General features: G+C 69.8%; 11 protein-coding genes. 3 read left to right on the forward strand and 8 right to left on the reverse strand.

Annotation, left to right across the window (positions count from 1 at the left end):
• Positions 1–57 precede the first annotated feature (57 nt).
• From G406_RS0126090 to G406_RS59440, 3 genes are read right to left on the reverse strand one after another with little or no spacing between them, the layout of a single operon-like run.
• Entirely contained in the window at positions 58–1,260 is a 1,203-nt protein-coding gene (locus G406_RS0126090; RefSeq protein ID WP_028936029.1) for a CaiB/BaiF CoA transferase family protein, read from the reverse strand.
• A complete protein-coding gene (locus G406_RS0126095; protein ID WP_037078443.1) occupies positions 1,257–2,774 on the reverse strand; it encodes an acetyl-CoA acetyltransferase in 1,518 nt (505 codons plus the stop codon). The genes G406_RS0126090 and G406_RS0126095 overlap by 4 nt, the downstream gene beginning before the upstream one ends.
• Complete coding sequence (locus tag G406_RS59440) at positions 2,767–3,846, reverse strand: class I SAM-dependent methyltransferase (RefSeq protein WP_051342705.1); 1,080 nt, start codon at positions 3,844–3,846, stop codon at positions 2,767–2,769. Before G406_RS59440 ends, G406_RS0126095 begins: the two co-directional genes overlap by 8 nt.
• 89 nt (positions 3,847–3,935) lie before the next feature.
• On the opposite strand from G406_RS59440, the gene G406_RS0126105 reads away from it, so the two are divergent.
• Positions 3,936–5,492 (forward strand): acyl-CoA synthetase, encoded by a 1,557-nt coding sequence (locus G406_RS0126105; RefSeq protein WP_245607217.1) that lies wholly within the window; start codon positions 3,936–3,938, stop codon positions 5,490–5,492.
• A 683-nt stretch (positions 5,493–6,175) separates the two neighbouring features.
• Here G406_RS0126105 and G406_RS50035 read toward each other — a convergent pair.
• The 3 genes from G406_RS50035 to G406_RS50040 form a co-directional block, all read right to left on the reverse strand.
• Entirely contained in the window at positions 6,176–7,726 is a 1,551-nt protein-coding gene (locus G406_RS50035) for a FadR/GntR family transcriptional regulator (RefSeq protein ID WP_211241256.1), read from the reverse strand.
• A gap of 146 nt (positions 7,727–7,872) precedes the next feature.
• Positions 7,873–8,757 (reverse strand): oxidoreductase, encoded by an 885-nt coding sequence (locus tag G406_RS0126115; protein WP_028936032.1) that lies wholly within the window; start codon positions 8,755–8,757, stop codon positions 7,873–7,875.
• A 125-nt stretch (positions 8,758–8,882) separates the two neighbouring features.
• Positions 8,883–9,488: a sigma-70 family RNA polymerase sigma factor gene (locus G406_RS50040; protein WP_245607218.1), complete on the reverse strand. Its 606-nt coding sequence runs from the start codon at positions 9,486–9,488 to the stop codon at positions 8,883–8,885.
• 71 nt (positions 9,489–9,559) lie between these two features.
• On the opposite strand from G406_RS50040, the gene G406_RS50045 reads away from it, so the two are divergent.
• Complete coding sequence (locus tag G406_RS50045; protein ID WP_051342706.1) at positions 9,560–10,321, forward strand: zf-HC2 domain-containing protein; 762 nt, start codon at positions 9,560–9,562, stop codon at positions 10,319–10,321.
• A gap of 15 nt (positions 10,322–10,336) precedes the next feature.
• Complete coding sequence (locus G406_RS0126130) at positions 10,337–11,560, forward strand: bifunctional cobalt-precorrin-7 (C(5))-methyltransferase/cobalt-precorrin-6B (C(15))-methyltransferase (RefSeq protein WP_028936033.1); 1,224 nt, start codon at positions 10,337–10,339, stop codon at positions 11,558–11,560.
• Positions 11,561–11,757: 197 nt separating this feature from the next.
• Here G406_RS0126130 and G406_RS0126135 read toward each other — a convergent pair whose 3' ends face one another.
• Both G406_RS0126135 and G406_RS0126140 read right to left on the reverse strand, forming a co-directional pair.
• A complete protein-coding gene (locus G406_RS0126135) occupies positions 11,758–12,744 on the reverse strand; it encodes a malate dehydrogenase (RefSeq protein ID WP_028936034.1) in 987 nt (328 codons plus the stop codon).
• 178 nt (positions 12,745–12,922) lie between these two features.
• Positions 12,923–14,035, reverse strand: coding sequence for a cobalt-precorrin-5B (C(1))-methyltransferase (locus G406_RS0126140; RefSeq protein ID WP_028936035.1), 1,113 nt, complete (start codon positions 14,033–14,035; stop codon positions 12,923–12,925).
• Positions 14,036–14,043 lie beyond the last annotated feature (8 nt).

Raw genomic sequence — 14,043 nt, forward strand, 5'->3', positions numbered from 1 at the left:
CGACTGCCTTGCCCACGAGGGTACTCCCGTCGGAGCAGTGGTAATTCTGGGTACGCCTCAGATCACCCGTTGCTGACGCAAGATCTCAATTTCTTCAGAGGTAACTCCCAGACCAGCAAGAACAGTGTCCGTGTGTTCGCCGATATCGGGTATCGCACCCATTGTCGGTTCCCATCCGCTGATCACGGGCGGGGGCAGCACCACCGGGAGCGTGCCCACCGGAGAGTCGACATCACGCCATCGATCGCGTTCTCTCAGATGTGTGTGGGACACCACGTCGGCCGGCATGTTGTAGCGGGCGTTCCCGATCCCGGCCGCATCCGCCTGGGCCTGGACGTCGGCGAGCGTGCGCTGGGAACACCACGCCGTGATCTCCGCGTCGATCTCGTCGCGGTGCCGCAGACGGTCGGCGTTGCGCGCGTAACGGGGATCGTCGGCCAGGTCGGGTCGCCCGAGCAGGCCACCCGCGAGGCGGCGCCACTCGGAGTCGTTCGTCGTGCCGAGTACGACCGTCTCGCCGTCGGAGGTCGGGTAGCCGCCGTACGGTGCGACCGACGGCGAGCTCATGCCGTTCGGTGGCTGGTCGTGTCCGCTGTGCAGGGAATGGTTGAGCGCGTACCCCATGAACTCGACGACGGTGTCGAACAGGCTGACCGCGATCGCGGCACCTCGGCCGGTGCGCTCACGGTCGTACAGGGCGGCGAGGATCGACGAGTAGGCGTACATCGCGGTACCCACGTCCGCGATCGGGATCCCCGGCTTGACCGGCTGTCCGGGCCAACCGGTGATCGCGCACGAGCCGGCCTCTGCCTGGGCGAGCAGGTCGTAGGCCCGCTTCTGGTCCAGGGTGCCGCCGGTGCCGTAGCCGGAGATCGTCATGATGACCAGGCGCGGGTAGCGCTCCTCGAGCTGCTCCGCCCCGAGCCCGAGCCTGCCCATCGCGCCCGGCCCGAGGTTGGAGACCAGGACATCGGTGCCCGCCAGCAGACGGTGCAACAGCTCGATGCCGCGCTCGGACTTGAGGTCGAGCGTCAGCGACTCCTTGCCCCTGCCGACCCACACGAAGTGTGCGGCGAGGCCGCGTGCGACGTCGTCGTAGTCGCGGGTGAAATCTCCTCTGCCCGGCGGCTCGATCTTGATCACCCGGGCGCCGAGCTCGGCGAGATGACGAGTGCACAGCGGCGCGGAGACGGCCTGTTCGAGCGCCACCACGACGATTCCGTCGAGGGGGCCTCGGCGCGGAGCGTGGTCGCCGCTCATGCGGTGACGACCGGGTGCGGACCGCTGCTGTCGACGGTGACCTTCGTGCCGATGAGCTCGGTAGTCATCAACTCGGGGAGCAGGTCGGTGGACTCGGACCGTGCCCACACCCGGTGACCGTCCGGCGTGCGGCAGGCGAGGACCGCGAACTCCGGACCGCCGTCCCGCGCATGCAGCACGGTGTAGGTCTCGAGTGTCGCGGGGCCGTGGAAGGACAGGGCGATCTCCACCTTCGGCAAGGCATCCACCTCCGGTTGGGGGTCGAGGTACCGGAAGGGAGCGGTGGGCGCCCGCGCGGAGAGCAGCGCCATGGAGTGCTTCGTGAGGAACCAGCCGTTGCCGGTCACCAGACCGGTCGTGTCCGGCTCGGTCCGCAGCCGGCCCACCATCGTGGCGAGGGAATGGGTCACATAGTTGCTCCCCGGGCCGCCCGCGAACGTGAGGCCGCCGGTCACGGTCAGCGGACGGTCCGGGTCGTCCATCGGGAGACCGAGTGCCGACGCACCGACCTGGACCGCCGACGGGAAACAGGAGTAGAGGTCCAGGTGCGCGACGTCCTCGACGGCGACGCCTGCCGAGGCGAGCACCGCGCGACCGTTGGCCGCGATCGAGGGCGACTCGGCGAGATCGACCCGTTCACCGACGTGCCAGTGGTCGTGTGACGAGGCGCCGGACCACAGGTAGACCCAGCGTTCGGGCGGCACACCGGCGGCTCGCGCCGCGCCGACCGAGCTGACGATGACGGCGGCCGCCATGTCGACGCCCATGTCGGCGTTCATCAGCTTCGGGTAGGGGAAGCCGATCATGCGGTTGTCCGGGCCCACCGTGGTGATGTCCTCCGGCGAGTAGACCGTCGGCCGCCATGCGTCGGGGTTCGTGGCGGCGACCTCGGAGAACCGGCTCCACAGCCTGCCGAGCGCCGCCGTGTGCTCCTCGATGGTGCGTCGTGTCTTGGCGCGCAACGCGTTCTCGAACAGCGGATAGTACGAGACCGGAGGCTTCAGGCCGACCGCGCGTTCGGCGGGATGGACCGGGTCTGCGGACACGAACGGCGAACCGGCCGCGAGCATCTCCGGTTCGGGTGTCGAGTCCGGCTGCCGCGTCCAGCCGAGACTGATGTCGCGGGAACGGGCGAGCTTCCTGCTGCGCATCAGCTCCGCGCCCGCCACCAGCACGATGTCGTGCTCGCCTGCCGCGATGGCCTCGGCGGCACGGTTGACCATGGTCAACGGGGTCTCACCGCCGACCCCGGAGCGGAGCCGGTGCGCGGGGTCGATGCCGAGCGCCGACGCCACCGGCTCGGTCGGGTCGCGGTAACGCCAGCAGAGCGGGTCGACCACCCACAGACCGGTGGCCCTGCGCAGAACGTCACGGCCGCCGCTGTCCACCTCGGCGTCCCGCAGCGCGGCGGCGGTCATCAGCGCCGGTTCGCCGACCCGGCCGACCTCGTCGGCCTCGACGTGAACCGACCGTTGAGCGACACCGATCAGTACCGGGGTGCGATCATCAACCACCGGCCCACTCTGACACGGCTCGTCCGAATCGGCAGGCCGCCACATAGTTCTGCGGCCGGGGCGAGTCGTGGAACCGCACGTCGTCGAACCCGGCGTCGGCGAGCATGCGCGCGGCCAGCTCGCGTCCCCACAGCGCGCCGAGTGCGGCACCGCCGTCCGCGCGGCAGGTCGGCACGCAGTACAGCAGGCTGACCCCGTAGCTCAGCGCGGCGAACGGGTTGCCCAGGTTCTTCTCCAGGTCACTGGACAGGTTCACGTCCACCATGACGAAGACGCCGTCCGGTGTGAGTGCGCCCCGGATCCGTCGCAGCACCTCGTCGGGTTCCCGCTGGTCGTGGATCGCGTCGAACGCGGTGATCACGTCGAAGGAACCGTCGGTCGCGAGGGTGGTCGCGTCGGCGACCGTGAACGAGGCATTGGCCAGCCCCCTCGACGCGCGCTCCGCCTCGGCGAGCGCGATCGCATCGGGGGAGAGGTCGAGCCCGACGAAGCGTGACGCCGGAAACTCCTGGGCCATCAGGTTGATGGCGTGTCCGGTACCGCAGCCCAGGTCGAGCACCCTCGCCCCGGACCGGAGTCCGTCGACCAGGCCCGGTACGACCGGGAGGAACCCGCTGACCAGCTGCTCGTCATACACCCGCTGCCACTGCTCGCCGAGCGTGGCGCCCGCGACCGAGGCGAACGCGGAATGCGGAACCCCGCCGCCCTCGACGAAGCACCGCTGCACCTGGGGGAGCAGAACACCCAGGTTGGCCAGCATGCCGGCCGCCGGGCCGATGTTGCCGACCCCGCTTCCGGTGAGGAACGGCCGATGCTCCTCGGGCAGTGAGTACCGGCCGGTCGCCGCGTCGTAGGACAGGATCCCGCCGGTCACCATCGCCCCGAGCCACTCCCGCACGTAGCGCTCGTCCAGACCGGCCCGGACGGCGAGGTCCACGGCGTCGGCCGGACCTTCGGCCACCGCGTCGAACAAGCCGGTCCGATGCCCGATCGCGATGAGCAGGGTCAGGACGTTGCCCGTGACCAGGTCCAGCAGGCGCTCGCCGAACGCGGATGACTTGTCGGTGTCCATCGGCGGAGCGTGCCCGGGGCCGGTCCGCGGTGTCCAGCTCAATGCCGGACGCCGCGCCGAACCGCTTCGCACGAGGTAGCGTCCCAGCGGTGGCGCTGCAGCAGAGCGAGACCGATGCGCAGTTTCCCTCCGGCTGGGCCCGATCCGCTCCCGGCAAACCGGCGGTCATCGTCCTGGACGAGGAACTGGCAGAGGTTCAACGACTGAGCTACGCGGAGCTGGACAGTCGCTCGATCCGGGTCGCACTGCTGTTGCGTGCCGAGGGACTCACCCCCGGGCGACACATCGCGGTGCTGATGGAGAACCGGGCCGAGATCTTCGAGGTCTGCTGGGCCGCGCAGCGCCTCGGGCTGTACGTAACGGTGGTGAACACCCACCTCGGGGTCGAGGAAGCCGGGTATGTGGTCGACGACTGCGAGGCGGCGGTCCTGTTCACCTCGGCCCGGATGGCACAGCTGGCGTCCGAGATCGTCGCGACCACGCCGAATGTCCGCCGGCGGCTGATGGTGGACCGTGCGGCCGTCGAGGTCGGTGGCGACCACGAGGACTACGAGAGCGCACTCGCCGAGGTGCCGGACGGCCCGCTGGCCGATCAGTGCGAGGGCGACACGATGCTCTACTCCTCGGGCACCACCGGTCGGCCCAAGGGAGTCAAACGGCCCCTGGCTCTGGGCCCTATCGGCAGCGGGTTCCGGCTGCGCGCCATGTTCGAGTTGATGGGCTACGACGAGTCCGTCGTTTACCTGAGCCCGGCGCCGCTGTATCACGCGGCGCCGCTCGGCTACACCATGGCGGTGCACCGGGTGGGCGGGACGGTGCTGGTCATGCGGCGCTTCGACGCTCACAACGCACTTCGGCTGATCGAGCGTTTCCGGGTCACCCACGCCCAGTTCGTGCCGACGATGTTCATCCGCATGATCAAGCTGCCCACCGAGGTGCTCGCCCACGCCGATGTGTCGAGCCTCCGATCGGTCGTGCATGCCGCCGCTCCGTGCCCGGTCGAGCTCAAGCGCCGCATGATCGACTGGTGGGGCCCGATCCTGTGGGAGTACTACGCGGGCACCGAGGGCAACGGCAGCACCCTGATCTCCTCAGCGGAGTGGCTGGCACATCCCGGCTCGGTGGGGCGAGCGGTGATCGGTTCGGTACGGATCCTCGACCCGGACGGCGCGTCCGTCGCCGTCGGGGAGACCGGCACCGTGTACTTCGCGGACGGGCCGCGGTTCGAATACCACAACGCTCCGGAGAAGACGGCCGGCAGCTACGCGCGGGACGGGTGGAGCACGCTCGGGGATGTCGGTCACGTCGATGAGGACGGCTACCTGTACCTCACCGACCGGCTGTCGAACATGATCATCTCAGGTGGGGTGAACATCTATCCGCAGGAGACCGAGAACGTGCTGACCATGCATCCCTCGGTCGCCGACGCCGCCGTGATCGGGATTCCCGATCCGGAGATGGGGGAGCAGGTGAAGGCCGTGGTCCAGCTGGTCGATCCGAACGCCGGAACCCCGGAGCTGTCCGCCGCCTTGATCGATTACTGCAGGAGCCGGCTGGCGCACTACAAGTGCCCCAGGGTCGTGGAGTTCACCGAGGCGCTGCCCCGCCAGGACAACGGAAAGCTCTACAAGCGTCTGTTGCGGTAGGTGTCCCCGCTGGCCTCGGGGTACACGGGTTGTCCCGCTGGTTCGGGGTGTCCCCGCTGGCCATTCAGTGTCTTGGCGTGGTCGGGCGGGATCAACCCCCCGCTGGCGCCGGCCTCGCACCCGTTCCTGGTTGCACGCCGTTCGGGGGCGAGGGTTCCGGGTTGACACCGCCCGACCACGCCAAGTGCGGGCCAGGATCGCGGGGACGGGGGCAGTCTGCGCGCCCACCGGGCCACGGCTGCGCCGCGTCCCCTGGGGTGCAGCGCGCCCGCCAGGTGATCAACATCGGCCACACCGCGCACCCACCGACCACACCGCGCCACGTGCACATCGCGCGGCGTGACCACAGGGTGCGCGGCGTGACGGTTCCATGATCACCACGGCTCCATGGCTGAATCCGCGCGGAAATTCAGCCACCACACCGTGGTGATCATGAAAAACCGGACCGGACCGGACCGGACCACGCCACCCACACAGTCAGCTCCCCAAGAGCTCCGATAGGAGTTCCGGCGAAGGCCGGCGTAGTGGATGTCCGCAACCAATCCGCCCGACTGCCAGGGCGGCTCCCAGGGCGACAACAAGCGCGCGCTTGGGCCGAAGGCCGAAAATCCTGAAGACGGCCCCCGAAGGGGGCCTCTTCAGGATTTTGAGCGCGGAACAGGCCTAAGAAGCCAGCCCGAAAATTACTGCCACCACTGGGGGAAGGTCTCCAGGTGGCGGACCATGCGGTGCCTAGCCAGGTCACCGTCGCCCGCGATCAAGGCGTCGACCACGCTGCGGTGCGCGGACTCCACGCTCTCGCCGGAGCAGCTGTTCTCCGGTGTCGGCTCCGCCGTCTCGGGGGACGCCAGCGAGTTGCGGGCCCACAGTGTGGTCAGGATGCGCAGGAACAGCGACAGCACCGGGTTGCCGGACAGTTCGGCGATCTCCAGGTGCAGCAGGTGCGGGAGCTCGTCGAGGTGGTGTTCCGACGTGGGCGCCTGGCCGATGTTCGCCTCGAACTGCAGCGCGGCCCGGAGCCTGCGGACGACCTCGGGTTCACCGGCGCGTGCCGCGACCGACTCGAGGCAGCCGAGCTCGACGCGTTCGCGCACGGCTCGCAGGTGCTCGATCTCGATGCCCTTGTAGTCCAGGTACAGGGCCATCGCGTCGATGCTCGCGCTGGGGTCGGGCTTGGCGACCACCAGTCCACCGCCGGGGCCTCGCCGCATGCGCGCGACCGAGTGGTACTCCAGCAGGCGTACCGCCTCGCGCAGCACGGCCCTGCTGACCTCGAACCGGTCGAGGAGTGCGCTCTCGGAACCGATGACCGAGCCGACCGGCCAGCCGCCGTCGTGAATCTCGACCATGATCCGGCGGGCGACGACCTCGGCGAGCTTCTGGTCCTGGGTGTGGCCGGGTGCGCCGCCGCCCCAGATCATCGAGGGCACGTCCTCGACGGACTCGGGGTGCCAGCCGAGGATGAACTTGGAGAACTCTTCCAGGTGCTCGCCCGACAGGTACTCCGCGCGGGCGAAGTCACCCGCGACGACGGCGTTCACCAGCGCCTGGTGTGCCTTGCTCGACTCGGTGAGCGCGGGGTGGTCGCCCTCGGGAAGCTTGCTGAGCACGCCGCGCGCGTAGCGGTCGGTGAGCCGCAGCAGGACGTCCACGAACAGTCGCAGCGCGGGGTTGCCGGACAGCTCGGCCAGCACCAGGTGCATCTGGTGTCGAACCGTCGCGTCGGCGGCGGAGCCGGCGCCGATCTCCTCGGCGACGACGCTGCGCAGCAGCGGGATGCCTGCCTCGTTGATCCGCTTGGCCGCGAGTGCGACCGCGAGCGGCTCGATCAGCATGCGGGCGGCGAGAACGTGCTCGACGGTCGTTCCGACGAACTCGAGGTAGACGACCATGGCGTTGGTCGCCGGTCCGGCGTCGGGAGCCTGGACGACGAGGCCGCCGGCGGGCCCGCGTCGCATCGCGGCGACGCGGTGGTGTTCGACGAGGCGAATCGCCTCCCGTAGCACCGCCCTGCTGACCTGGTAGCGCTCCCGCAGTTCGGACTCCGAGCCGAGAACTCGGCCGACCGGCCAGTTCATCCGCTTGATGTCCATCTCGATATCTCTGGCGACCCTTGCGGCGAGTTTGTCCGTTCCGCCGTTGTCGGTACCCGCGGCGGTGGCAAGGGTCGGCGCGGGCCATCCACGGCGTGCGCTCGGCACGGCGGTCGGACCGGCGTCGAAGTGGGCAATCACGGCTGGCTCCTCGGGCTGCGGGCGCGTCATTCTACGCAGCCTGGACTGCTGAATACGGACTGTTTGGTGTGCTATATCGCCCGATAGGATGAGGTTCTTGGCCATTTTCGGCGTCGATCGGGTTCCTCTTCAAGGGAATCTAACAATCAGGACAAGGATTGCAGTTCGTAATGGACACCGGTCAACTGTTCTGAGAGGTCCCACAGGCCACTCTGAACCCGGCGGTCCCGCGATGCCGCGCTCGACCCGACCGGTTTGGGATGGCCGCGCATCTCGCCGGGGCCACCTGGGCCCAGGTATGTGCCGCCGAGGAGGTCCGGTTTCGTCGCCGCGCACAGAACGGGCAGGGCCCCCATGGCGGCGGACTGCGCGAAGATCATGTTAGCGACGCCCATCAGTCGATCCTGCAACGACTCGGTGTGTGACTGGAGATTAGTCGAGGCATAGCCGGGATGGGCCGCCAGCGAACGTAATCGTGATCTTGCTGAGGACAACCTGTGCTGCAGTTCGTAGCTGAACATCAGGTTGGCGAGCTTCGACTGGCCGTAGGCCAGCCAGCGTTGGTAGCCGCCCTGCCAGTTGGGGTCGTCCAGCCGGATTCGGCCGATACGGTGCATGAAGCTGGACACCGTGACCACGCGGTCGGTGATGCGGGGCAGTAAACGGGCGGTGAGGGCGAAGTGGCCGAGATGGTTGGTGCCGAACTGCAGCTCGAACCCGTCCGCCGTGTACTTGCGCGGCGGCGCCATCACCCCGGCGTTGTTGACCAGTACGTCGATCGGCTCGTCGAGATCGAGCGCGAACGCCGCTACCGAGGACAGGTCGGAGAGATCGAGCGCGCGCACCTCGAACGTGCCGGGGAGCCCCGCGATCGCCGCGCGGCCCTTCTCGACGTCGCGGCACGCGCAGATGACCTTGGCGCCGGCGGCGGCCAGTGCCGTGGCGCTGACGAGCCCGAGGCCGCTGTTGGCCCCGGTGACAACAAACGTCCGGCCGTGCTGGTCCGGGATGTCCTTCGTCGTCCACGCCATGTGGGCAGACTAGGAGAAATCCGCACACTCTGTTGGTTGAATGAGCAACAAACAGGCCTTTCGTGGTTCATCCCATAGGGTCAAACGGGCCCTGTTTCACCCGGTCGGTGCGCATCGAGGGGTGGCTACTGCCCCGCCGCGTCCAGCTGGTCGTCGTCTTCGTCGAACACCGCCGAGCCCGACGCGGAGGCTCCGTTGTCCAACGCGGCCACCAGATCGGCGCGAGCTCGCGCGACCCGGGAACGGATCGTCCCGACCGGACATCCACACACGGTCGCGGCTTCGCCGTAGCTCAGATCGAGCATCTGGGTCAGCACGAACGCCTCGCGCCGGTCCGCGTGCAGCGCCAGCACGAGCTCGCGCAACAGCACCCGCTCCTCGACGGCGGGAACCGGTTCGGTGTTCTCGGCGACCAGCTCCCAGCCGGGGAACGAGCCAGCCCGGGGCCTGCGCACGATGGACCTGATGTGGTCGGCGGCGGTTCTGCGCGCGATCGACAACAGCCAGGTCCGGGCCGATGACCGGCCGGCGAACCGGGGAAGCGAGCGAAGCGCGCGCAGATAGGTCTCCTGGGCCAGGTCCTCCGCTTCGCGGGAGCCGACGAGCCCGGAGAGGAACCGCTGGACATCGCGCTGGGTGGCCTGGACGAACCTGATCGTCGCCTCGGCATCGCCTCGGGCGCCGGCCAGCGCGAGTCTGGTCACGTCGTCGTCGCGGATACCACCGGCCACAGCAACGGAGCGTACGGGCATCGCGTGAACAAGCCGGAACCATGGGGCCGCGTCGAGCGACTAACACCGGTATGAGGTGTGCGAGCTGTCGGGACGCGCTGTCGGCGATGCTGGACGGTGAGGAACTAGCGGAGGAACGGCTCTTGGTACAGGCCCATCTGGCCGAATGCCTCGAGTGCGCCCGGTTCGCCGAGCGTTCGGCGCACGTCACCCGCATGGCCAGGACCGAGCTGGTCGAGCCGCTGGCCGACCTGAGCGTGGCGCTGCGGGACGTGATCGCCGAGCGGTCCTCGGTCACCCGGTTCGACTGGCTGACCTCCTTGCGAGTGCTGCTCGCCGCGATCGGCGTCGGTCAGCTCGGACTCGTCACCGGTGAGCTGCTGTCCAGCGCCGGCCACGACGATGCGCCCGCGGGTGTCGACGGTGCGACACTCCTGCACTTCTCGCACGAGAGCTCGGCGTGGAACCTGGCCCTCGCGGTCGGGTTCCTGTGCGCGGCCGTCAGCCCTAGCCGCACCCGGGGCCTGGTGCCGTTGGTGGCCGCATTCGTGTGCGGGGTGATGACGCTGAGCGTCGTCGATCTGCTCGGCGGCAAGGTGGGTGGCTCGCGCCTGATGTCGCACGGCGTCGCGGTCCTCGGACTCGTCACACTGCTCGCGCTGACCAGGGCGATGGTCCGCCACCATCCGAACGGAAGCCCGGACACCATGGCCGGGGACCTGCCGGAGCATCTCGAGGACCGCTCCATCAGCGCGGTCATGGTCCGGCACTCCGGCATCCAGCACGACGGAGGTGACGACCTGAAGCCGACCGCTCGCCACCGCGCGGCCTGATGACACGATGAGGTCGTGGTCGCGGACAGCTCGAAGTCTCCTGTTCTGGTGGTCGGCATCGGCGCCGACGGGTGGACCGGGATGTCCCCGGCCGCGCGGCGGGCGGTGACCGACGCTGACGTGGTGATCGGCAGCGCCCGGCAGCTGGAGCTGCTCGACCCGGTCGACGCCGAGCTCATCCGCTGGCCGAGCCCCATGCTGCCTGCCCTGCCAGACCTCTTCGACCGGCTCGGGTCCAGACGCGTGTGTGCGTTGGCCAGCGGCGATCCGATGCTGTTCGGCCTCGGCTCGACCCTGTCCCGGGTGCTCGGGCCGGACCGGATCGAGGTCGTCCCGCACCAGTCCTCGGTCTCCCTGGCCTGCGCTCGGTTGCGCTGGGCGATCCAGGAGGTCACGGTGATCAGCGCGGTCGGTCGGTCATGGGACCGGCTGCGCGGGGTGGTCGCGCCCGGCCGGCGGATTCTGGTGCTCAGTCCGGACGAGCACGGACCGGCGCGGGTCGCGAAGGTGCTCGCCGAGCTGGGCTACCGGGCGAGCGAGCTGACGGTCCTCGAACAGCTGGGCGGCCCGGGCGAGCGGGTGACCCAAGGGCGGGCGGAGGGCTGGGACGGCCCCGAGGGCGATCCGCTGGTCGTCGTCGCGGTGCACTGCGTCGCGGACCCGGGAACGAGAGGCCTCTCGACGGTCCCCGGGCTTCCCGACGACGTCTTCGAGAACGACGGCCAGCTGACGAAACGTGAGGTCCGTGCACTCACCCTGGCCCGGCTGGAGCCACTGCCCGGACAGCTGCTGTGGGACGTCGGGGCGGGCGCGGGCAGCATCGCCATCGAGTGGCTGCGAGCGGACCAGACGTGCCGGGCCATCGCGGTGGAGCACGACGAGACCAGGGCCGCACGCATCGGCCGCAACGCCGCCGCGCTGGGCGTACCGGCCCTCGACGTTGTGGTGGGCAGGGCTCCCGAGGCGCTCGACGGCCTCGAGACCCCCTCGACGATCTTCATCGGCGGCGGCGTCACGGCAGAGGGAGTCCTGCCCGCGTGCTGGTCAGCGCTGCGACCAGGCGGAAGGCTGGTGGCCAACGCCGTGACGGTGGAAGCCGAGGCGGTGCTTGCCGCCGCCTACGCCGACCACGGCGGTTCGCTCACCCGGATCGAGATCCAGCGCGCGGCCCCGATCGGTGGTTTCACCGGCTGGCGCCCGGCGATGCCGGTTACCCAGTGGGTCGTTGACAGGCCCTAGCGCTCCGCCTCGTACCCGGCTCCAAGGCATCTCGGCTGCGCCGTCGACTCGTGAGTGGCAAGGGCGCCTATAGGCGCCCGGATCACTCACGACGGAAAAGCTGTCGTGAGTGCTCCGAGCGCCTACGCCTTCGGCGCCCCTCCGGGGTAGGCGCCCTTGCCACTCACGTGGGGTGGGCGGCTTTGCCGCTCACGTGGCTAGATCAGGCCCAGGGAACGGACCGCGTCGCGCTCCTCGGTGAGTTCCTGGACCGAGGCGTCGATCCGCTCGCGGGAGAAGTCGTCGATCTCCAGGCCCTGGACGATCTCGTACTTGCCGTTCTTGCAGACGACCGGGAACGACGAGATCAGGCCCTCCGGCACGCCGTACGAGCCGTCCGACGGGATGGCCATCGAGGTCCAGTCGCCGTCCGGCGTGCCCAGCACCCAGTCGTGCACGTGGTCGATCGCCGCGCCGGCGGCCGACGCCGCAGACGAGGCGCCACGGGCCTCGATGATCGCCGCGCCCCGCTTGGCGACGGTGGGGATGAAGGTGTCGCGCAGCCAGTCCTGGTCGCCCACGGCCTCGGCGGCGTTGCGGCCGTTGACCTCGGCGTGGAACAGGTCCGGGTACTGGGTGGCCGAGTGGTTGCCCCAGATGGTGAGCTTCTTGATGTCCGAGACGGTCACACCCAGCTTGGCGGCCAGCTGCGCCAGCGCCCGGTTGTGGTCCAGCCGGGTCATGGCGGTGAACCGCTCGGCCGGTACGTCCGGGGCGTTGGACTGGGCGATCAGCGAGTTGGTGTTCGCCGGGTTGCCGACCACGAGCACGCGGACGTCGTCCGCCGCACCCGCGTTGATGGCCTCGCCCTGCGGCTTGAAGATGCCGCCGTTGGCTTCGAGCAGGTCGCCTCGCTCCATGCCCTTCGTGCGGGGCCGGGCGCCGACCAGCAGCGCGATGTTGACACCGTCGAAGGCGCTCTTCGCGTCGTCGGTGATGTCGATGCTGTCCAGCAGCGGGAAGGCACAGTCGTTGAGCTCCATTGCGGTGCCCTCGGCGGCCTTCACCGCCTGCGGGATCTCCAGCAGGCGCAGACTGACCCGGGTGTCCGGGCCGAGAAGCTGGCCAGAGGCGATCCGGAACAGCAGTGCATAGCCGATCTGACCCGCCGCACCAGTGACGGTGACGTTGACGGAGCGTGCCACAGGGAATCCTTCCGATCCGCGAAATGTCAGGCTCCACGGCGGCTGGGGCGCAGGCCCGCATCACCGCGGTGATGGGCACACTACTCAGCGTCCGGGGCCTCGGCGTGCGGCGGTGACCGGTATCTCCGATCGGGTCCCTCGATCGTGCCCGGTGGGGTCGTAGTCTGCCGGGGTGTTGTCAGGGTGTGGTGTCGGTCGATCCGGCGCGGCCGACGATCGTGCCGGCCCTGTCGATCACCAGTACGTCCGTGCTGACCGGGGCACCGCGCAGCACGTCCTCGGCGGTGGCGAGGGCACGCCGTGCGACGAGGTCGCCGAGCGCGAAACCGGCCTCCTGCCCCAACCGCAGTGCGTCCAGGGCGGTGTTGCCCGCACTGATCCGCCGGGCCAGCTCCGTGTCGGCGCCCGCGTCCAGCGCGGCGTCGGCGAGCGCGTCCAGGTCGACCTGGGAACGCTTCGAGTGCAGGTCGAGATGACCGTCGCCGAGTTTGCTCAGCTTGCCCACCCCGCCGACGATGCTGAGCCTCGGGACGGGATGACGGCGCAGGTACTTGAGGACGGCGCCCGCGAAGTCACCCATGTCGAGCAGAGCGTCGTCGACCAGCCCGTACTCAGCGCGCGCGGTGAGCTCCGAGGTGCTGCCGGTGCACGCCGCGACGTGCCGGTGGCCCACCGCGCGGGCGACGTCCACACCTCTGCGGATGCTGTCGATCCACGCCGAGCACGAGTACGGCACGACGACGCCGGTGGTGCCGAGGATCGACAGCCCGCCGAGGATGCCCAGGCGCGGGTTCCAGGTATGGGTGGCCAGCTCCTCACCACCGGCGACGGAGATCTCGACGAGCACGTCACCGGTGCCGCCGTGCCGGGCGGCGACCGAGGCGACCGCCTCGCGCATCAGTCGTCGTGGCACGGGGTTGATCGCCGGTTCGCCGACCGCCAGCGGCAGGCCCGGCTTCGTCACGGTGCCGACGCCGGGGCCCGCGGCGAAGCTGACCCCGGTGCCGGGAGCAGCCGGACGCACCGTGGCGAGAACCAGCGCGCCGTGTGTCACGTCCGGGTCGTCACCGGCGTCCTTGACCACCCCCGCGGTCGCCGCCGCGACGGCCAGCTCCGCGCGGTCCAGTGCGAACGCGGGCCGGCGCCCCTTGGGCAGCTCGATCCGCACCGGGTCGGGGAACGACCCGGTCAGCAGCGCCGTGTAGGCGGCCGTCGTGGCGGCGGTGGCGCACGCGCCGGTCGTCCAGCCGTAGCGCAGTCCGCCCGGGGTGACCTGGGGTTCCTCGGTCACGATCGCCG

It is taken from the genome of Actinospineispora spinosispora DSM 44797 (assembly GCF_000429025.1).
Lineage (GTDB): Bacteria > Actinomycetota > Actinomycetes > Mycobacteriales > Pseudonocardiaceae > Pseudonocardia > Pseudonocardia spinosispora.